Below are 18,540 nucleotides of genomic sequence, written 5' to 3' on the forward strand. Positions count from 1 at the left end.
GCCTTATTCCTTGGCGTCCTGCAATCGGTAGACGGTCTGCGCGCGTTGCTCGCCCTGCCAGGGATCGAGCGTGCGCACTTCGATGCGGTGTTCGCCCGCGGCCAGATCGGTCGGCAAGGTGCCGCGCCACAGGTGCGCGGAGGGTTCGGCTTCGGGCGAGCGATCGTAGCCGCGCAGCGCGGCGGCCTGGTCGTCGCGCGCGTTCTCGGCCAGCAGGTTCGGATCGGCCTGTTCGCTGCGCTGCATCGGCGCCCAGGCGCCGTCGTCGATGCGGAACTCGACCCGGCTGTCGTCCTGGCCCATGTAGACGTTGGCGAATACGGCGAACGCCGGATAGGCGCCGCGCCGCAGCACGCGCGGCGCGTGCAGCGACATCGCCGGCGTCGACGCGGCCGCGACGGCCAGGCGCGCGGGATGCCAGCTCAATCGATAGCTGCCGGCTAGGTCCACCGCCAGGCGCGCGTAGCCGTTGGGGGTGCCGTCGGCCATGGTCGCGTCGGGGATGCCCTGCCCGTCCTTGACTCCGGACCAGAACGCGCCGCAGGCGGCGCCGACGTTGTACTCGTGCAGCGGCGCAGCGCCGTGCCAGCCGTCCTTGGCGCCGTGATAGACATGGCGCTGGACATGGCCGTGGCCGCTGAGCAGCAGCACCTGCGGGAAATCGCCCAGCAGCGCGAACAAGCGCTCGCGGTCGGCGTGGCGGAAGGTCTCGCGGCCGGGCGCGGCGTCGAAGAACGGGATATGCACGCCGATCACCAGCAGCCGGTCCTTGCGCGCCGTCGCCAGGTAGCGCTCGAGGAAGCCGAACTGCTCCTCGCGCAGGCCGCCGATGTAGGCCGGGCGCTGGCCGGGCCGGTAGATCACGTCGTCGAGCATCACGAACGAGGCCTCGGGCTCTTCCCAGGCATAGGTGTCCGGGCCGAACACATGCCGGTAGCTGAGCAACGAATCCTCGTCGCGGCCGGCATCGAAGTCGAGATCGTGATTGCCCGGCGCGTGCAGCCAGGGCACATCGAGCAGGGCGGTGGCGCGGTTCAGCGCGGGGTACAGCGACAGGTCGTCGTGGACGATGTCGCCCAGGCTCAGGCCCAGGTCGGCGACCGTGCCGCGACCGCGCGACTGCGCCAGCAAGGGTTCGACGATGTCGCGGCGGTAGTAGTCGACGTCGGTGGCGGTCTTGGGCTGCGGATCGGCGAACACCAGCACGTCCAGCTGCGGGCGCGCGCGCGCTGGCTGCGGGATCAGGCCGTAGTCGCGGCAGCTCGGGAAGGAGGCCGGGATGCCGCCGTACTTGAGCTTGGGCCCGGGCTCGCGCTGCACGTTGAAGCTGAAATCCGGCAGTCCATTGTCGCGGCGTCCGACCCGGTAGCCCGGCGGTTTGATCACGAAGCTGGTGCGGCCGTCGATCGCCGGCAGGTGGTAGCTGCCGTGGGCGTCGCTGACCACCAGATCGACGCCGTCGGAGACCCGGATGCCGGGCAGACCCGGTTCGCCGTCGTCGCGGCGGCCGTTGCCGTTGCGGTCCTCGTACACGGTACCGCTGTTGCACGGCGGCGGCAGCGCGAGCGCGGTGGCCGGGGCGATCAGGGCGAGCGACAAGAAGCAGGCGGTGACGGATGGGCGCATGGCGAACTCCGGGCGGGCGCCCATTATGCGGCGCCCGACTACCGATCCATGTGCCCGGGAACACAAGTACGCGCGCGGACACCGTGCCTACTGTGGGAGCGGCGTGAGCCGCGATATGCGACAACACGCTGGCCGACGCAAAGCCGACTCCGGGCGGACGCTCATTATGCGGCGCCCGGTTGCCGATCCATGTGCCCGGGAGCACGAGTACGCGCGCGGACACCGTGCCTACTGTGGGAGCGGCGTGAGCCGCGATACGCGGCAATACGCGGGGCGGCGCAAAGCCGACTCCGGGCGGGCGCTCACTATGCGGCGCCCGCTTACCGATCCATGTGCCCGGGAGCACGAGTACGCGCGCAGACACATGCCTTCTGTGGGAGCGGCGTGAGCCGCGATACGCGGCAATGCGCGGGGCGGCGCCAGGCCGGTCGCAGGCGGATCGCTCCTGTCTGCGTATTTCGTCGGACAGTGGAATTCTAATCGCGGCTCACGCCGCTCCCACAGACGGCATGCGCGAGGACAGCCGAGAGATTCGGGGCTAGGCCGGCTCGGAGCCGCGATGCGGCTGGCCGTGGCGCGACTTCAGCACCGCGACCGCGTCGGCCAGCGACAGGCCGCGCGCGCGCAGCAGCACCAGCAGGTGGTAAAGCAGGTCGGCGGCCTCGCCGCACAAGGCGGCATCGTCCTCGACCACGCCGGCCAGGGCGGTTTCCACGCCCTCCTCGCCCACCTTCTGGGCGATGCTGCGGCGGCCCTGTTCGAACAGGCGGGTGGTGTAGCTGCCGGGCGGACGCTCGCGTTCGCGGCGCGCGACCAGGCCGTCGAGTTCGACCAGGAAATCGTCGGGCGCGTGCTCGAAGCAGCTGGCGCGGCCGAGGTGGCAGGTCGGTCCCTGCGGGCGCGCCTGCACCAGCAGGGTGTCGCCGTCGCAGTCGGCTTCGATCGCGACCAGCTGCAGCACGTTGCCGGAGGTCTCGCCCTTGGTCCACAGGCGTTGCCGGCTGCGGCTGTAGAAGGTGACGTGTCCGCTGGCCAGCGTACGCGCCAGCGCTTCGCGGTCCATGTAGCCCAGCATCAGCACGCGCAGGGTCGCCGCGTCCTGCACGACCGCGGGCAACAGGCCGCCCTGCTTGTCCCAGGACAAGCCATCGATGGCTTCGGGCGCCAAGGTCGGCCATGCTGCCGGTTCAGTGGACATCGCGGATTTCTATGCCTTGCGCGCGCAGTTCGCGCTTAAGTTCGGGAATACGGATCGCGCCGGAGTGGAACACGCTGGCGGCGAGCGCGGCATCGGCGTCGGCGTCGCGGAACACCTGGGTGAAATGCTCGATCGCGCCGGCGCCGCCGGACGCGACCAGCGGCACCTCGCAGCGCGCGCGCACCTCGCCGAGCTGCTCCAGGTCGTAGCCGTCGCGCACGCCGTCGCTGCCCATGCAGTTGAGCACGATCTCGCCGGCGCCGCGTTCCTGGGCCTCGACCACCCAGTCCAGGGTGCGTCGCGCCAGCGCGCGGGTACGCTCGGGATCGCCGGTGTACTGGCGCACGCGCCACTGCCCGTCCTCGTCGCGCAGGCTGTCGATGCCGACCACCACGCATTGCACGCCGAAGGCATCGGCGATCTCGCCGATCAGCTCGGGCCGCTCCAGCGCCGGGGTGTTGATCGAGATCTTGTCGGCGCCGGCGCTGAGCACCGCGCGCGCGTCGTCGACGCTGCGGATGCCGCCGGCGACGCAGAACGGGATGTCGATGCTGCGCGCCACCCGTTCGACCCAGTCGCGGTCGACGCTGCGGCCCTGCGGGCTGGCGGTGATGTCGTAGAACACCAGCTCGTCGGCGCCCTCGTCGCGGTAACGCAGCGCGAGTTCGACGATGTCGCCCATATCGACGTGATCGCGGAAGCGCACGCCCTTGACCACGCGGCCGTCGCGGACGTCGAGGCAGGGGACGATGCGCCGGCTCAGCATCGCTGTGCCTTGTGCAGGGCTTCGCCGAGGCCGAAACGGCCTTCGATCAGGGCCTTGCCCAGAACTGCGCCGCGGCAGCCGGCGTCGTGCGCGGCGACGATGTCGGCGATGTCGCGGATGCCGCCGGAGGCCTGCACCTGCATCTCCGGGGCGATCTCGCGCACGTGCCGGTACAGGTCCAGGTTCGGTCCCTGCATGGTGCCGTCGCGGGACACGTCGGTGCAGAGCAGGTGGCGCACGCCGACGTCGGCGAAATGCTCCAGCATCGGCTCCAGCTGGGCGCCGCTGTCCTCGGTCCAGCCGGCCACGGGCAGCCGCCAGTGGCCGGTGCTGGACTGGCGCGCGTCCAGGGCGACGGTGATGCGGTCGGCGCCGTAGCGCTGCAGCCAGTCGCCGACGCGGTCGGGTTCGCGCACCGCCAGCGAGCCGACCACGACGCGGTCGGCGCCGGCGTCGAGGATGGCCTCGATGTCGGCTTCGCTGCGCACGCCGCCGCCGGTCTGCACCCGCATCCAGCTGGTGGTGGTGATCGCGCGCAGCAGCGGCGCCAGGGTGTAGCCGCCGTAGCGCGCGGCGTCCAGGTCGACCAGGTGCAGCCAGCGCGCGCCGGTGTCGGCGTAGCGCTTGGCCATGGTCAGCGGCTCTTCCTCGTAGGCGGTTTCCCGCTCGTAGTCGCCCTGGTGCAGGCGCACCACGCGGCCGGCGCGCACGTCGATGGCCGGGTACAGCGTGCAGTTGTTCATGCCGGCACCCCGTCGAGGAAGTTGCGCAGCAGACGCGCGCCCACCGCCGCCGAACGCTCGGGGTGGAATTGCGCGCCGTAGCGGTTGTCGCGGCCGACCACGGCCGAGAACGGCGCGCCGTGTTCGCTCGCGGCCAGCGTGTCGGGGCCTACCGGCACCGCGTAGCTGTGCACGAAATAGGCGCGGTCGCCGTCGGCGATGCCGTCCAGCAAGGGCGACGTGCGTCGCCGTTCCAAAGCATTCCATCCCATATGCGGCACGCGAACTCCCGGGCGCGGTTGCAGTTTGCCGATGCGTCCCGGCAACAGGCCGAGACACTCCACGTCGCCCTCCTCGGACGACTCGAACAGCAGCTGCATACCCAGGCAGATCCCGAGCAGCGGCTGACGCAGCGCCCGGATGGTGTCGACCAAACCGAGCTCGCGCAGCCGCGCCATCGCTGGCGCCGCCGCCCCGACCCCCGGCAGGATCACGCGCTCTGCCGAACCGATCGTGGCGGGGTCGGCGCTCAAAACCGCGTGCGCACCCAACCGCTCCAGTGCATAACGCACGGAGCCGATGTTCCCCCCCCCCATATCGATCAGTACGACGTTCGTCACGGAAACCTCTCAACCGTATCGCGGTCCCTCGCGATGGTGCTTATTCAGTTAATCGCGGGACCGGTCCCAAACCGGCCCCGGCCGGCCGCACGTGGCCTGCCTGAACGGCTGGGCACGGGCCACCCACGGCCTGCCCCCTGCCCGCGGCCTCAGAGGCTGCCCTTGGTGCTGGGCAGGCCATGGCCCTCGCGCCGGATCGCCTGGCGCAGGGCGCGCGCGACCGCCTTGAAGCAGGCCTCGACCTTGTGATGGTCGTTGTCGCCGCGCACGTTCAGGTTCAGGTTCAGGCCCGCCGACTCGCACAGCGAGCGGAAAAAATGCGGGACCAGCTCGGTCGGCACATCGCCCACGCGTTCGCGCGCGAATCCGCCTTCGAACACGAAGTACGGGCGCCCGGAGAAGTCCAGCGCCGCGGTCGCCAGGCTTTCGTCCATCGGCAGCACGAAGCCGTAGCGGCCGATGCCGCGCTTGTCGCCGAGCGCCGCGCGCAGGGCCTGGCCCAGGGCCAGCGCGCTGTCCTCGATGGTGTGGTGCTCGTCGATGTGCAGGTCGCCCTTGCACTCCAGCTCCAGGGCGAAACCGCCGTGCTTGCCGAGCTGCTCGAGCATGTGGTCGAAGAAGCCCAGCCCGGTGCTCACGCGCGGCTCGGCCTCGCGGTCCAGGTCGACGCCGACCTCGATCCGGGTCTCGCGCGTGTTGCGCTGGATGCGCGCGGTGCGCGGCGCATCGGCCAGCGCGTGCGCGATCCCCGACCAGTCCCACTCGCCGCCGAAATCGACGGTGCGCAGCTGGAAACCGCGGATGCCCAGATTGCGCGCGAACGCGATGTCGGTGTCGCGGTCGCCGACCATGGCCGAACGCGTCCAGTCGATGCCGCGGTCCTTGAGCAGGGGCAGCGCCAGGCCGATCGCCGGCTTGCGGGTGGGCGCGTTGTCGGCCGGCAGGCTGCTGTCGATCAGGACGTCGCGGAACTCGATGCCCTGGCTGGCGAACACCTGCAGCATCAGCGCATGCGGGCCTTCGAAGTCTTCGCGCGGGAACGCCGGGGTGCCCAGGCCGTCCTGATTGCTGATCATCACGAACTGGTAGCCGGCATCGCGCAGGCGCAGCATCGCCGGAATCACGCCTTCGACGAAGCGCAGCTTGGCGTAGCTGTCGATCTGGTAGTCGTCGGGCTCGGCGATCAGGGTGCCGTCGCGATCGACGAACAGGAGTGGGGTCTGGCTCATAGGTTCCGGTGGTCCGACAGGTTCATGCGGCGCGTTCGGCGGAGTCGCGCTGTGTCGCCGCGTGCGGCGCCAGGGCGTCGAGCACGCGTGCGTTTTGTTCTGCGGTGCCCAGGCTGATGCGCAGCGCGTCGCCCAGTTGCGGCGCCGCGCGCAGGTCGCGCACCACCACGCCGGCGGCGAGCAGCGCCTCGAACGCCGCCTGCGGCCGCTCGAAGCGCGCGAGCAGGAAGTTCGCCCGCGAGGGGTAGACCTGGCGCACGCCAGGCACGGCCGGCAGCGCCGCATACAGGCGTTCACGTTCGAGCACGCAGGCGGCGGCGTGGTCCCCGCTGAGCGCGCGTGCGCCGGCGTCGAGCGCGCGCAAGGCCAGCGCGACGCAGGGTTCGGCCAAGGGATACGGCGCCTGGCAGCGCTGTAGCGCAGCGATCAGCTCCGCGTCGGCGATGGTGCTGCCGATGCGCGCCGCCGCCAGCGCGTGCGCCTTGGACAAGGTGCGCAGAACGACCACGTTGGGCTGGTCGGCGATCAGGCGGATCGCCGACGGTGCCTGCGCGTATTCGAGGTAGGCCTCGTCGACCACCACCAGCGCGCGTTCGCGCAAGCGCCGCGCCAGCGCCGAGATCGCCGGCAGCGGCAGCAGCGTGCCCGAGGGATTGCCCGGCGAGCACAGGAACACCAGCTTGGCGCCTGAGTCCTCGGCCGCCGTGGCGACCGCGTCGAAATCGCAGACGAAGCCTTCGGGCGTATCGCGCAGCGCGACCTCGACCACGCGCGTGCCGTGCAGGCGTGCGCAGACCGCGTACATGCCGAAGGTCGGCGGCGTGGTCACGATGGCGTCGCCGCCTGGGCGGCAGAACGCGCGCAGCAGCAGGTCGATGCCTTCGTCGCTGCCGCGCCCGGCCAGCAATTGCGCCGGCTCGCAGCCGTACAGCGCTGCCAGCGCCGCGCGCAGCGGCGGCGGCTGCGGATCGGGGTAGCGGCGCAGCGCGCCGTCGATGTCGGCGGCGTTGGCCCAGGCCGACTCGTTGGCATTGAGCCAGATCGAACCGTTGAGGGCTTCGCTGCGCGCCGACTTGTAGCCGGCGAAATCGCGCAGGTCCTCGCGCAGCAGCGACAGCGGCGCGTTCATGCCGCCACCTGCTGCAAGCGCAGCGCGACCGCGATCCGGTGCGCGTCCAGGCCTTCGGCGGCGGCCAGCTCGACCGCGCAGGGGCCGATCGCGGCGATCCCGCGCGGCTGCACTTCCTGGACCGTGATCGCGACCTGGAAGCTGGCCACACTGACCCCGCCGGCGTAGCGCGCCGCGCCGCTGGTCGGCAGCACGTGGTTGGTGCCGCTGCAGTAGTCGCCCAGGGCTTCCGGGGCCCAGTCGCCCAGGAACACCGAACCGGCCGCGAGCACCTGCGGCAGCCACGCGCGGGCGTCGCGCAGGGCCAGGATCAGGTGCTCGGGCGCGTAGCGATTGCTGACCGCGAGCGCGTCGGCGATCGACGTCACCGCGATCGAACGCGACGCGCGCAAGGCGGCGCGCGCGGTCTCGGCGCGCGGCAGCGCGGCCAGCTGGGAGTCGATCTTGGCGTCGACCGCCTCCAGCAGCGCCGCGTCGTCGCTGAGCAGGATCACCTGCGAGTCCGGGCCGTGTTCGGCCTGCGACAGCAGGTCGGCGGCGACGAAGGCCGGATTGGCGCCGGCGTCGGCGATCACCAGCACTTCCGACGGCCCGGCCGGCAGATCGATGGCCGCGCCGCCTTCGAGCAGCGCGACCTGGCGCTTGGCCTCGGTGACATAGGCGTTGCCCGGCCCGAACAGTTTGTCGCACTTGCCGACGCTAGCGGTGCCGAAGGCCATCGCCGCGATCGCCTGGGCGCCGCCGAGCTTGTAGACCCGGCTCACTCCGCAGCGGCGTGCGGCATACAGCACCGCCGGATCGGCACGGCCGTCGCGACGCGGCGGCGTGCACAGCACGATCTCAGGGCAGGCAGCCAGGCGCGCCGGCATGCACAGCATCAGCGCGGTCGAAGGCAGCGGCGCCGAACCGGCCGGCACGTACAGGCCGACGCGCTGGATCGGGCGCAGGATGCGTTCGCAGCGCACGCCGTCGCCGCTGTCCAGGGCGTAGGGCTGGGTCATGCCGGCGGCGTGGAAGGCCTCGATGCGGCGCGCGGCTTGGTCGATGGCGGCGCGCAACGGCGCGGAGATCTCGCGTTCGGCGGCATCGAACTCGTCGATACCGACCACGAACTCGTCCAGCGCCACGCCGTCGTAGCGCGCGCTCAGGGCGCGCAGCGCGGCGTCGCCGTCCGCACGAACCTGCTCGATGATGGCCGCGACCGACTCGGCGGTATCGCGGCGGGTCTGCTGGGCCGGACGGCGCAGCGCGGCCTCGCGCTGGTTCTCGTCCAAGGCGTTCCAGTCCAGCCGCTGCATGATGCTTTCGCCGTTCATGCCAGCATGCCCTCGACCGGCAGCACCATCAGCCCGCGCGCGCCGGCGCGCTTGAGCTCTTCCAGTCGTTGCCAGGTCACCGCGCCGTGGCACAAGGCCTGCAGGGCGACGCCGTCGCCGCCGTCCAGTTGCATCACCGTCGGCGTTTCCGCATCGGGCAGCAGCGGCAGCAGCTCGGCCAGCAGCTGGCGCGGGGCCTGGAACAGCAACAGCTTGCTGTGACGGATGCGCAGCGCGCCGTCGAGGCGGCGCAGCAGCAGGTCGGCCAGTTCGCCGCGCACGTCGTCGAAAGGATGGATCGGCCCGGCCAGCACGGCTTCGCTCTGGATCAGGGTGGTGACCGCCTTGAGCTGATTGGCGGCGAGCGTGGCGCCGCTGGAGACCAGATCGCAGATCGCCTCGGCCTGGCCCAGGCGCGGCGCGATCTCGACCGAACCCGACAGCAGCACGACCTGCGCGTCCACGCCCTGCTCGGCCAGCCAGGCCGACAGCAGCGCCGGGTAGCTGGTGGCGATGCGCTTGCCCGCCAGTTGCGCCGGGCCCTGCCAGTCCCAAGCCTCGGGCACGGCCAGGTCCAGCCGGCAGGCGCCGAAACCCAGCGCGCGCCATTCGCGGAAGGCGGCGGCGCGGCCGTTGCCGCGACGGTCGCCGTCCTGTTCCAGCAGCACGTTGCGGCCGACCACGCCGAGGTCGCAGACGCCGTCGGCGATCAGCCCGGGGATGTCGTCGTCGCGCACCAGCAGCAGGTCCACCGGCAGGGTTTCGCCGTAGCAGAACAGGCGGTCGCGGCTCTCGCGCCAGCTCAGCCCGCACGAGGCCAACAGCGCGCGCGCCGGCTCGGCCAGGCGGCCCGACTTCTGGATGGCGATGCGCAACCGGTCGCGCGCGGCCGGACTGGCGGTAGGACTCATGGCGGGGGATCTCGAAGAGGCGGGAAGCGAAGGGCGCACAGGCCCGGCGGAACGGTTCAGCGGACGCGCGTGGGGCGTCGATGGAGCGCCGCGGCGTAGCCGCCGGCACCGCGCTCCAGGGTCCGTGCGACACGCCCGATCGTGGTCACGCTGACGCCGGTGCGGTCGTGGATTTCGCGGTAGGGCACGCCGTCGCGCAGCAACGGCACCACGCGCCAGCGGTCGGTCATGGCCTCGAGCTCGGCCGGCGTGCACAGGTCTTCGAGGAAGGCCCGCATCTGCTCCGGATTGCGCAGCCCCACCAGCGCGCCCGCCAGGCTGGCGATCGGGTCTTCGCTGTCGTCGATGTCTATGGCGCGGCGCTTCATGGGGGTTCGCTTCGGGTCCAGCTCGGGTCTGCTTCGGGTTCGCGATCGATAATGTACTAATGCGTTAATACATTAAACGATCCGCCAACCGCCCGTCAAGCCGGCCACGGCCCCGCCCCGCGGGCGGCCGGCATCGGCGAAAGCCGCCGTTCATCACACTAAGACAGGCCGATCGGCGGTCGCTGGCGCTACGCCTGTGGCCGCGCCAGCCGCAAACTAGGGCGGTGCCGGAGCGTAGACTGCCTCCGAGCCCGCGCCGCCGAGACCTGCCGCCGGCCGGACAATGGAGAGAGGGTGCGCATGGGGCGTGGTTGGAGAGGCCTACAGCTTTGGCTGCTCGCGTTCGGGCTCTGCCTCGCCGCTGCGTCGTGGGCCGCAACCGGAAACTCGACGCTGGTGCTGGACGCCACCCATAGCGGCGTTCCGCTGGAACCGTACATCGCCTATTACCACGACGTCGACGGCCGCCAGAGCCTGGCCGGCGCCGAGCAGGCCCTGCGCGACGGCCGCTACGCTCCGCTGCCCAACGGCAACGCCGCATTCGGCTTCCAGCCCGGCGCCTACTGGTTCCATGTGCGCCTGCTCAACCGCGACCGCGACGAGCGGCGCTGGCTGCTGGTGCAGCAGTACGCGCTCAGCGATCGCATCGACGTCTACACCCGCCATGCCGACGGCCGCGTCGAGCATCTCGCCGGCGGCGACAGCCTGCCGTTCTCCTCGCGCAGCATCCGCTACCGGCACCCGAATTTCTGGTTGAACCTGCCTGCGGGCCAGCCCGCGGATCTGTACGTGCGGGTGCAGAGCCAGAGTTCGATGCAGGTGCCGCTGACGTTATTCACGCCGACCGCGTTCACCGAGGTCTCGCGCGACGCGCAGTTCGGCATCGGCCTGTACTACGGCATCCTGCTGGCCTTGTTCATCTACAACCTGGTGCTGTGGCTGAGCCTGCGCGACGCCAGCTATTTCTGGTACCTGCTGCATATCTCGGCCTTCGGCCTGGTGCTGCTGACCCTCAACGGCCTGGGCTTCGAATACCTGTGGCCGCGCTCGACCTGGCTGGCCGACAAATCGGTGCCGCTGTCGATCTGCCTGGCCCAGGTCGGCATGCAGCAGTTCGCCCGCACCTTCCTCAGTCTCAAGCAGCGCTGGCGACTGGGCGACCGGGTCGGTCTGGCGATGATCGGCTTCTTCGTCCTGCTCGGCGTGGCCGCGACCCGCCTGCCCTACAACGTCGCCACCCCGATCGCCTCGGCGGCGGTGTTCTTCAGCATCGCCTGGATCGCGGTCGCGACCCTGGTGGTGCTGCGCAGCGGCTACAAGCCGGCGCAGTTGTTCCTGCTGGCCTGGTCGATGTTCCTGTTCGGCACCGGCATGTTCACCGCGATCGCCTTCGGCCTGCTGCCCAAGGTATTCATCACCGAGTACGGGGTGCAGATCGGCTCGGCCCTGGAGATGCTGCTGCTGTCGGTGGCCCTGGGTTATCGCTACGCCTCGCTGCGCAGCGAGAACGAACGCATCGTGCACGAGGCCAAGACCCAGCTCGAGCACAAGGTCGAGCAGCGCACGGTCGAACTGCGCAGCGCGCTGGCGCAACTGGAAGACGCGCACGAGCGGCTGCGCGAGAGCAGCCAGCGCGACGGCCTGACCGGCCTGCACAACCGCACCCACTTCCGCAACGTGTTCCAGGACCTGCTGGAGAAATCGCAGCAGAGCGGGCGGCCGCTGTCGCTGCTGATGATCGACCTGGACCACTTCAAGCAGATCAACGACCGTTACGGCCATCTGGTCGGCGACGAATGCCTGTGTTGGGCCGCGCGCACGCTCGGCCATGCGCTGCAGCCGCATCGCGCGCTGCTGGCGCGCTTCGGCGGCGAGGAGTTCATCGTCGCCCTGCCCGGCCTGGACCTGCAGGCGGCCTCGCGGGTCGCCGAGGACGTGCGCCAGCACCTGCGCGAGCAGCCCTGCCGCAGCGGCGAGCACGCGATCACCATCACCGCCAGCATCGGCGTGCACGCGATCCAGCGCGAAGCCGACAACGACAGCGATAGCGACAACGCGATCGACCCGGCCCTGCAGGACGCCGACCAGGCCCTGTACCAGGCCAAGGCCGACGGCCGCGACTGCGTGCGCACCTCGATGCCGGAGACCGGCGACCGCCGCGGCTAGCCGATCAGCTGCGGGTCGATCAGCCGCGCGGCGACCGGCCGCGTGCGCTCAGCCCGGACGCCCGTAGAGCACGTCGGAACGCAGCACGTACTTGACGCCCTGCTCGACCGCCGCGCCTTCGTGCCAGGTGTCGTGCACGAACAGCAGGGCCTCGCCGGTCGCCGGCGCGATGCGGAAATCGCGGAAGTCGGTATCGCCGCCGACGAAGCCTTCATTGAGATAAACCAGCAGGGTCAGCTTGCTGCTCAAGCCGTCCTCGGTCCAGGGGCCGTCCTTGTGCATGCGGAAGCGCTGGCCAGGACCGTATTTGTAGAAGCGCAGGGATTTCGGCAATCCCCGCGCGACCTGACCGTCCAGCGCCGGCAACGCGACGCCGGACAGGCGCCGCCACAGCAAGCCGACCCAGTCCGGCGACTCGAACACCACGCGCTCGTTGTTGCGCACGTGCGGCATCGCCTGCTGACCGGCCGTGGTGCGCACGCCTGCGGCCTCGAAACCGTGCTCTTCGGCCAATGCGATCAACTGCGCGCACTCGTCGGCGCCGAACAGGCCGCCGACGGTGAACGCACGCTCCGAATGCGCGATCAGCTGCATGCCGATCCCGCAGACCCGACCGCCTGGTTCATTCGCGCACGACCGCACGCGCGGCCGCGAGCACGCTGCCGTCGGACACCATGCGCAGCGCGGTCGCCACTTCGCCGTCCAGGGCGCGATCGCGCGGCAGGAAGGCGATGCGTTCGCGGATCGCGGCGTGCGCAGCCGCGACCGCACGGCCGGGACGGAACTCGTCGGCGGCCGCGAGCTCGGCGCGCAGGCCTTCGACCTCGGCCAGGAAGCCGGCGTGGTCGCCCTCGCCCGCGGCGGGACCGCCGGCGACCTTGGCGGCCAGCCCGAGCGCGTCCGCGCGATCGGCCAGATCGCGTGCGGCGTTGATCATGTCGCGACGTAGATCCAGCGCTTGCGCGGCGGTGTACAGCTCCAGCGCCAGCACCTTGCCCAGGTCGTCGGCCATGGCCAGCACGTGGCGGGCCTCGTTGGCGCCCATCGAGACGTGGTCCTCGGCGTTGGCGCTGGTCGGGATCGAATACACCGAAGCCGGATGCGCGCGGCTGGCCAGGTCGTTGACGATCGCCGCGGCGGTGTACTGCACGATCATGTGGCCGGACTCGGTCGAATCCTCGTTGCCGATCAGGAACGCCGGCAGGCCGTCGTTGGTGGCCGGATCGACCAGCTTGTTGAGGCGACGCTCGGAAATGCTCGCCAGCACCGGGATCGCGGCCTTGACGTAGCTCATCGCCAGCGCCAGCGGCATGCCATGGAAGTGGCCGGCCGAAATCACCTGCTGCTCGACGTGCTCGGCCTGCGCGTCCGGGAACACGATCGGATTGTCGGTGAGCGAGTTGAGCTCGACCTCGAGCACGCGCGCGGCCTGGGCCAGCGCGTCGCGCACCGCGCCGTGCACCTGCGGGATGCAGCGCAGCGAATAGCTGTCCTGCGGCTGGTGCTTCTTGCCGCCGCGGAACGGACGGAAACGCAGGTAGAACTTCTCGCGGCCGTGGCGCTGGCCGAACGGCACCCAATCCCAGCCGATGTCGAAGCGCAGCGCCTGCGATTCCGGCGTGCTCCAGCTGTGCGGCTGCCAGGCGCGGAAGCGCGGCACCAGGTGATAGGGAATGTCCGACAGGGTCGAACCTTCGAGCAGCCGGCGCAGGTGCGCGGCGACTTCGACCTGGCCCGGATGCGGACGCAGCGCGTGCACTTCCTCGGCGAACGCGCCCAGGCGGCCGGCGAAGGCGTCGATGGTCATGGCCGCGGCGAGGTCGGCGGTGTCGGCCAGGTCCTCGAGCTTCTCCAGCGCGAGCACGCCGCAGGCGAGCATCTGCGCGGTGCCGTTGTTGAGCGCCAGGCCTTCCTTGTACGACAGCGTCACCGGCTTCAGGCCGGCGCGCTGCAGCGCCTGGCCGCCGGGCATGCGCTCGCCCTCGTAGAAGGCTTCGCCGCCGCCCAGCAGCACGATGGCCAGATGCGACAGCGGCGCCAGATCGCCGCTGGCGCCGACCGAACCCAACTGCGGCACCACCGGCACGATCCCGGCGTTGAGCATCGCCGCCAGCGCCTGCAGGGTCTGCACGCGGATGCCGGAGTGGCCGCGCATCAGGGTGTTGATGCGGATGCACAGCATCGCGCGCACGATCTCGGGAGCGAACGCCTCGCCGACGCAGACCGCATGGGTGACGATCAGATTGCGTTGCAGTTCCTCGTGCAGGGTCTCGCCCGAGGGCTGCGCGCCCGGCAGTTGGTCGCGCAGGTGGTGCGCGCCGAGCAGGCGGTCGGCGTTGCTGCCGAAACCGGTGGAAACACCGTAGATCGGTTCTTCGCGGCGCACCTGTTCGGCCAGGAAGTCGGCCGCGCGTTGCACCGCCGGGAGTTGCGCCGCGGCCAGTTCGACCTGCGCGCCATAAGCCACCGCAACCAGCTGCGCCCGCGTCAGCGAACGGCCATCGAGTTGGATCTTGTTCATTTGCAACCTCGCCTCGCACCCTGGCGATCATCTGAACGGCGGGCCTTCGCCGCGAACGGCTCAGCCCGACCGAGCGTACTCGGGAGTCGGTGCGTCAATGACACATGGTGAACCGCGACGGCGGATGCGCGCCGCGGGATGATTCAGCCCGCCACGGCGCCGGATTCCGATCCGGCGCGCAGCGAACCGTGGAGCGGAATCCGGACGCGAACCCGCGCGCCCGGCACCGCGATTCATCGGCGCACAACGCCGTCGGAGCTGCGCGATCCGCAACCCCGATGCCATCCGCGCCGCTGCAACTCATTCGGAGACGGTCCGCGGCATGACCCGCGCCTGCTCCAGTTCGACCCGCAGGGTGCGCGCCAGATCGCCGCGCGCCACCTCGAACTGGTCTTCGCGGCGCAGGTCCTTGACCGTCGCGGTGCCCTTGGCGATCTCGTTCTCGCCCAGCACCACCACGAAGCGGATGCCGGCGCGGTCGGCGTATTTGAACTGCTTGGCGAGCTTGGACGGCTCCATCACCACTTCGGTGTTGAGACCGCCGTGGCGCAGCTCGTTGGCCACCGCCAGGCAGTGCGGCATGTGCGCCCCGTCCATCTGCGTGACCAGCACCTGCACGGTGCTGGCGGCGGTGTCGACCAGGCCGGCCTCGCGCAGCTGCCAGAACAAGCGGGTCAGGCCGATCGAGATGCCCACGCCGGGCAGGCGCGACTTGGTGTAGTGGCTGGCCAGGTCTTCGTAACGGCCGCCGGAGCAGATCGAACCGATCTGCGGGTAGTCGTCCAGGGTGGTCTCGTAGACGGTGCCGGTGTAGTAGTCCAGGCCGCGCGCGATCGAGAAGTTCAGCGCGTAGTTGGCTTCGGGCACGCCCAGCGCGCGCACCAGTTCCAGCACCTCGCGCAGTTCGGCCACGCCCACGCGCAGCGACTCGTTGCCCTCGCCCAGCGCGTCCAGATGCGTCATCGCGTCGGCGTGCGAGGTCGAACGGATCTTGACGAAGTCGAGGATGGTCGCGGTGCCCTGCGCGCTCAGGCCGAATTCGGGACCGGTCAGGGTCTCGCGCACGTAGTCCTCGCCGCGCTTGTCGAGCTTGTCGACCTCGCGCAGCACCCGCGCCTGCAGCTCGCCGTCGGCCACGCCCTGGGCCTCGAAGAAGCCGCGCAGCAGCTTGCGGTTGTTGAGCTGGATGGTGAACTTGCCGATGTCGAGCTCGGAGAACACGGCGTGGATCGCGGCCGGCATCTCGGCGTCGTGGCGCACGCTCAGCGAGTCCTTGCCGATCACGTCGATGTCGCACTGGTAGAACTCGCGGAAGCGGCCGCGCTGCTGGCGCTCGCCGCGGTAGACGCGCTGCATCTGGTAGCGGCGGAACGGGAACGCCAGCTCGTGCTCGTGCTCGGCCACGTAGCGCGCCAGCGGCACGGTCAGATCGAAGCGCAGCGCCAGCTCGGGCACGCCTTCGCCGCCGCCCTCGGCGGCCTTGTTCAAGTTGCCGGTGGACTGGACGAAATACACCTGGCGCTCGGTCTCGCCGCCGGACTTGGTCAGCAGCACCTCCGACAGCTCCATCACCGGCGTTTCCACCGGCAGGAAGCCGAAGCGCTCGAAGTTGCGGCGGATCGTGTCGAGCATGCGCTGAAAGGCGATCTGGTCGGGCGGCAGCAGCTCCATGACGCCGGGCGGGGTGCGTGGCTTGATCAAGCGGGACTCCGGAGGTAAGACGCGGCGGACGGCGCGAGGCGCGCGCCGTCGGCGCAAGAGCCGTAGTTTAACGTTCCGACCGTACGGCGCACCCGCACCCGGAATGCCGTGAACGCGGGCTCGCGAAATCGATTGGCTCCAACCCCTTGCCTCGGCCCCTGGGGTGTCGCTAGAATTGTCGGCTCAGCTGTCGGGGTGTAGCTCAGTCTGGTAGAGCGCTACGTTCGGGACGTAGAGGTCGCAGGTTCGAATCCTGTCTCCCCGACCAATCTGAAACCGGAAAAGCCTGGAAACTCACGTTTCCGGGCTTTTTTGTGGGCGCAGCTTTGTTGGCGGGGTCCGGCGAGGAGCCTGCCCTGCCGCCCGCTGGCGCCGGATCCGCGTCGCGCTCAGGCCCTGGCCTGGCAGCCATCAGCCTTCCATGAGCCGGGTCGAGCGCTTCAGGAAGCGTTGACCCTGACGTAGCGCCCAGCCGCCCATGCGGCGGCCAGGGCCCTCGGCAAAGAGCCGTCGCCCACTCCGTCGACTATTAAATAGAAGGCACGCGCGATGGGCGCGGAATGAAGATCGGGCGCTCGCGGATCACGCCGCCGGCCGGACCGCGCCGTCTGGAGCAGGCAGCCCGGACCACGAAGCCCGAGCCTTGCGGGAGCGGCGGCTCAGCCGCACGCACCGCAGCCGGGTCCGGGCGTCCCCCCACGGAGGCGACCCCGGACCCCACCAGGCAAATCCCTTCCTGTCGTTACGGCTGCACGGCGTATCCGGCAAAGCGCCAGATGCCGTCTTCGTCCAACCGGAACGACACCAGTTCGCGCACCGGCGGCTTGCCGGCGAATTCGGCCAGGAACTCGGTCGAGGCATACAGGCCCGGCGGCAAGGCGCTGCCGTCGCCGGACTGGCGGCGCACCGACAGCCAGCTGCGGCTGGGGGTTTTGCCCAGCGGCTGGCGCGACTTGGTGATGCCGGCGACGAACGCATCGCGGGTCAACGACTTCTTGGTGACCACCGAGGCCTCGTCCCACAGCTTCGCCGCCTGGCCCGCGTCCACCGAGCTGGCCACGCGCAGGGCCGCATCGCGTATCGCATTGGGATCGACCGCCCCCGGGGTCGCACGGGCCGCGGCCTGAGACGCGCCCGGGCGGGCGGCCTGCGGCTGTTGCGCCGCCACCACGCCCGTGGTCAGCAGCAGGACGACACCGATTGCAGAAATTAGCTTGTTCATCCGAATACCTCGATCGAAGTTCTATGCCGCGTGCACCAAGAGCAGCGCCGCGGTGTTATTGAAGCCCCCACACCACCACCTCGACGCGGCGGTTGGGTTGCAGGCAGGCCACCAGTTCGTCTTTCGGCAGCGAATCGGAGCACTCCTTCACCGGCTCCGACTCCCCTACCCCTTGTGCCTTCAGGCTGTCCGCCGCCACGCCGTTCTCGATCAGCAGTTCGCGCACGGTCTGCGCGCGCGCCTGCGACAGGACCTGGTTGGCGGCCTCGTCGCCGATCCGGTCGGTATGGCCGATCACCTGGACGATCGTCGCTTTCGAGCCCTTGAGCTGGCTGGCGATGGACGCCAGTTCCGCGCGGCCTTGCGGCAGGATGTCCTGCGGCCCGGAGCGCGCGAACGCGAACATCGCATCGGCGGACAGTTCGAAACGCTTCGGCCCGGCCGCGGGCGCGGCCGCCGCAACGGCCGGAGCCTGCGTCTTCAACAGGTCCGCGCATCCGGCCGGCGACCAATGGAAACTCTGGCCGTGGTAGTCCTGGTCGAAGAGCACCTTGTACTGACAGGTGACGACGGTGTCGTCCTGGCGGAAATGAAACAGGTAGTCCCACTCGCGGGCGGCGTAGCCTTCACGGAAATGCGGCCTGCCGATCAGGTAGTACAGCTGATCCTTGGTGACGCCGGCGCCGATCTGGCGCAGGTTGTCCACATTCGGGAAGGTGCCTTCCTTCAGCACGATCCGGTCGACGGACGGAAAGACGACCTCGCCCGCCCGGCCGTCCGGCGCGATATCGCGGCTGACATGGCGCGTGCACGCCGTCAGCGTGGCGGTCGCGATGAGGGCGCATAGTGCGAACCGTGCGATTCGCGTCGAGTTGTTCGTGATGACCATGCCTGTATCGCCTCTTGTATGTCGTCTCATGACTTCGGTGGTCGGTCGGATGCCCCTGGCGACGGCTGCCAACCCGAGATGTCCGCCGCCGCTGGCCGGTATCCGCTTGGTAAAAGGAAGCGGCAGGCCATGCCGGGGTGGGCGCTTGCGCCGGCC

The 18,540-nt window shown here is 70.3% G+C and carries 16 protein-coding genes and 1 tRNA gene; 2 read left to right on the forward strand and 15 right to left on the reverse strand.

What is annotated here, in order from left to right:
* Positions 1 to 3 precede the first annotated feature (3 nt).
* The 10 genes from ASE10_RS17625 to ASE10_RS17670 form a co-directional block, all read right to left on the reverse strand.
* Positions 4 to 1,626, reverse strand: a complete 1,623-nt coding sequence (locus tag ASE10_RS17625; RefSeq protein WP_056306358.1) for a calcineurin-like phosphoesterase C-terminal domain-containing protein — start codon at positions 1,624 to 1,626, stop codon at positions 4 to 6.
* A gap of 538 nt (positions 1,627 to 2,164) precedes the next feature.
* Positions 2,165 to 2,824: a bifunctional phosphoribosyl-AMP cyclohydrolase/phosphoribosyl-ATP diphosphatase HisIE gene (gene hisIE, locus ASE10_RS17630; RefSeq protein ID WP_055910317.1), complete on the reverse strand. Its 660-nt coding sequence runs from the start codon at positions 2,822 to 2,824 to the stop codon at positions 2,165 to 2,167.
* Positions 2,814 to 3,590: an imidazole glycerol phosphate synthase subunit HisF gene (gene hisF / locus ASE10_RS17635; RefSeq protein WP_055910319.1), complete on the reverse strand. Its 777-nt coding sequence runs from the start codon at positions 3,588 to 3,590 to the stop codon at positions 2,814 to 2,816. The genes hisIE and hisF overlap by 11 nt, the downstream gene beginning before the upstream one ends.
* Entirely contained in the window at positions 3,584 to 4,333 is a 750-nt protein-coding gene (gene hisA, locus ASE10_RS17640; RefSeq protein ID WP_055910322.1) for a 1-(5-phosphoribosyl)-5-[(5-phosphoribosylamino)methylideneamino]imidazole-4-carboxamide isomerase, read from the reverse strand. Before hisA ends, hisF begins: the two co-directional genes overlap by 7 nt.
* Entirely contained in the window at positions 4,330 to 4,932 is a 603-nt protein-coding gene (gene hisH, locus ASE10_RS17645; RefSeq protein WP_055910325.1) for an imidazole glycerol phosphate synthase subunit HisH, read from the reverse strand. Before hisH ends, hisA begins: the two co-directional genes overlap by 4 nt.
* 149 nt (positions 4,933 to 5,081) lie before the next feature.
* Entirely contained in the window at positions 5,082 to 6,161 is a 1,080-nt protein-coding gene (gene hisB / locus ASE10_RS17650; RefSeq protein WP_055910327.1) for a bifunctional histidinol-phosphatase/imidazoleglycerol-phosphate dehydratase HisB, read from the reverse strand.
* Between the two features lie 22 nt (positions 6,162 to 6,183).
* Positions 6,184 to 7,290 carry a histidinol-phosphate transaminase gene (gene hisC / locus ASE10_RS17655; protein ID WP_055910330.1) on the reverse strand — a complete coding sequence of 369 codons (1,107 nt, stop codon included), beginning with the start codon at positions 7,288 to 7,290 and terminating at the stop codon, positions 6,184 to 6,186.
* Entirely contained in the window at positions 7,287 to 8,588 is a 1,302-nt protein-coding gene (gene hisD / locus ASE10_RS17660) for a histidinol dehydrogenase (protein WP_055910669.1), read from the reverse strand. The genes hisC and hisD overlap by 4 nt, the downstream gene beginning before the upstream one ends.
* Positions 8,589 to 8,602: 14 nt before the next feature.
* Entirely contained in the window at positions 8,603 to 9,517 is a 915-nt protein-coding gene (hisG, locus tag ASE10_RS17665) for an ATP phosphoribosyltransferase (protein WP_055910334.1), read from the reverse strand.
* Positions 9,518 to 9,573: 56 nt separating this feature from the next.
* On the reverse strand, positions 9,574 to 9,885 hold the full coding sequence (locus tag ASE10_RS17670; RefSeq protein ID WP_055910338.1) for a YerC/YecD family TrpR-related protein: 312 nt from the start codon (positions 9,883 to 9,885) through the stop codon (positions 9,574 to 9,576).
* 396 nt (positions 9,886 to 10,281) lie between these two features.
* Here ASE10_RS17670 and ASE10_RS17675 point away from each other — a divergent pair, with 396 nt between their 5' ends.
* A complete protein-coding gene (locus tag ASE10_RS17675) occupies positions 10,282 to 12,051 on the forward strand; it encodes a diguanylate cyclase (RefSeq protein WP_055910342.1) in 1,770 nt (589 codons plus the stop codon).
* Between the two features lie 48 nt (positions 12,052 to 12,099).
* On the opposite strand, the gene ASE10_RS17680 is transcribed toward ASE10_RS17675, so the two are convergent.
* The 3 genes from ASE10_RS17680 to hisS form a co-directional block, all read right to left on the reverse strand.
* Positions 12,100 to 12,645 (reverse strand): 2OG-Fe(II) oxygenase, encoded by a 546-nt coding sequence (locus ASE10_RS17680; protein WP_055910345.1) that lies wholly within the window; start codon positions 12,643 to 12,645, stop codon positions 12,100 to 12,102.
* 28 nt (positions 12,646 to 12,673) lie between these two features.
* Positions 12,674 to 14,572 carry an aromatic amino acid ammonia-lyase gene (locus ASE10_RS17685; RefSeq protein ID WP_055910348.1) on the reverse strand — a complete coding sequence of 633 codons (1,899 nt, stop codon included), beginning with the start codon at positions 14,570 to 14,572 and terminating at the stop codon, positions 12,674 to 12,676.
* A 300-nt stretch (positions 14,573 to 14,872) separates the two neighbouring features.
* Positions 14,873 to 16,273, reverse strand: coding sequence for a histidine--tRNA ligase (gene hisS, locus ASE10_RS17690; RefSeq protein WP_082559947.1), 1,401 nt, complete (start codon positions 16,271 to 16,273; stop codon positions 14,873 to 14,875).
* Between the two features lie 191 nt (positions 16,274 to 16,464).
* Here hisS and ASE10_RS17695 point away from each other — a divergent pair.
* A tRNA-Pro gene (locus ASE10_RS17695) sits at positions 16,465 to 16,541 on the forward strand.
* 474 nt (positions 16,542 to 17,015) lie between these two features.
* On the opposite strand, the gene ASE10_RS17700 is transcribed toward ASE10_RS17695, so the two are convergent.
* Both ASE10_RS17700 and ASE10_RS17705 read right to left on the reverse strand, forming a co-directional pair.
* Entirely contained in the window at positions 17,016 to 17,495 is a 480-nt protein-coding gene (locus ASE10_RS17700) for a DUF4019 domain-containing protein (RefSeq protein ID WP_055910355.1), read from the reverse strand.
* Positions 17,496 to 17,550: 55 nt separating this feature from the next.
* A complete protein-coding gene (locus ASE10_RS17705; protein WP_055910357.1) occupies positions 17,551 to 18,384 on the reverse strand; it encodes an OmpA family protein in 834 nt (277 codons plus the stop codon).
* Between the last annotated feature and the right edge of the window lie 156 nt (positions 18,385 to 18,540).

The sequence above is a fragment of the Lysobacter sp. Root76 genome (assembly GCF_001428685.1).
Taxonomy (GTDB): domain Bacteria; phylum Pseudomonadota; class Gammaproteobacteria; order Xanthomonadales; family Xanthomonadaceae; genus Lysobacter.

What these genes read in the sequence shown, in the direction of transcription:
- ASE10_RS17625 (WP_056306358.1), bottom strand. Translation starts at nt 1,626, where the DNA reads ATGCGCCCATCCGTCACCGCCTGCTTCTTGTCGCTCGCCCTGATCGCC.
- hisIE (WP_055910317.1), bottom strand. Translation starts at nt 2,824, where the DNA reads ATGTCCACTGAACCGGCAGCATGGCCGACCTTGGCGCCCGAAGCCATC.
- hisF (WP_055910319.1), bottom strand. Translation starts at nt 3,590, where the DNA reads ATGCTGAGCCGGCGCATCGTCCCCTGCCTCGACGTCCGCGACGGCCGC.
- hisA (WP_055910322.1), bottom strand. Translation starts at nt 4,333, where the DNA reads ATGAACAACTGCACGCTGTACCCGGCCATCGACGTGCGCGCCGGCCGC.
- hisB (WP_055910327.1), bottom strand. Translation starts at nt 6,161, where the DNA reads ATGAGCCAGACCCCACTCCTGTTCGTCGATCGCGACGGCACCCTGATC.
- hisC (WP_055910330.1), bottom strand. Translation starts at nt 7,290, where the DNA reads ATGAACGCGCCGCTGTCGCTGCTGCGCGAGGACCTGCGCGATTTCGCC.
- hisD (WP_055910669.1), bottom strand. Translation starts at nt 8,588, where the DNA reads ATGCAGCGGCTGGACTGGAACGCCTTGGACGAGAACCAGCGCGAGGCC.
- hisG (WP_055910334.1), bottom strand. Translation starts at nt 9,517, where the DNA reads ATGAGTCCTACCGCCAGTCCGGCCGCGCGCGACCGGTTGCGCATCGCC.
- ASE10_RS17670 (WP_055910338.1), bottom strand. Translation starts at nt 9,885, where the DNA reads ATGAAGCGCCGCGCCATAGACATCGACGACAGCGAAGACCCGATCGCC.
- ASE10_RS17680 (WP_055910345.1), bottom strand. Translation starts at nt 12,645, where the DNA reads ATGCAGCTGATCGCGCATTCGGAGCGTGCGTTCACCGTCGGCGGCCTG.
- ASE10_RS17685 (WP_055910348.1), bottom strand. Translation starts at nt 14,572, where the DNA reads ATGAACAAGATCCAACTCGATGGCCGTTCGCTGACGCGGGCGCAGCTG.
- ASE10_RS17700 (WP_055910355.1), bottom strand. Translation starts at nt 17,495, where the DNA reads ATGAACAAGCTAATTTCTGCAATCGGTGTCGTCCTGCTGCTGACCACG.
- ASE10_RS17705 (WP_055910357.1), bottom strand. Translation starts at nt 18,384, where the DNA reads ATGGTCATCACGAACAACTCGACGCGAATCGCACGGTTCGCACTATGC.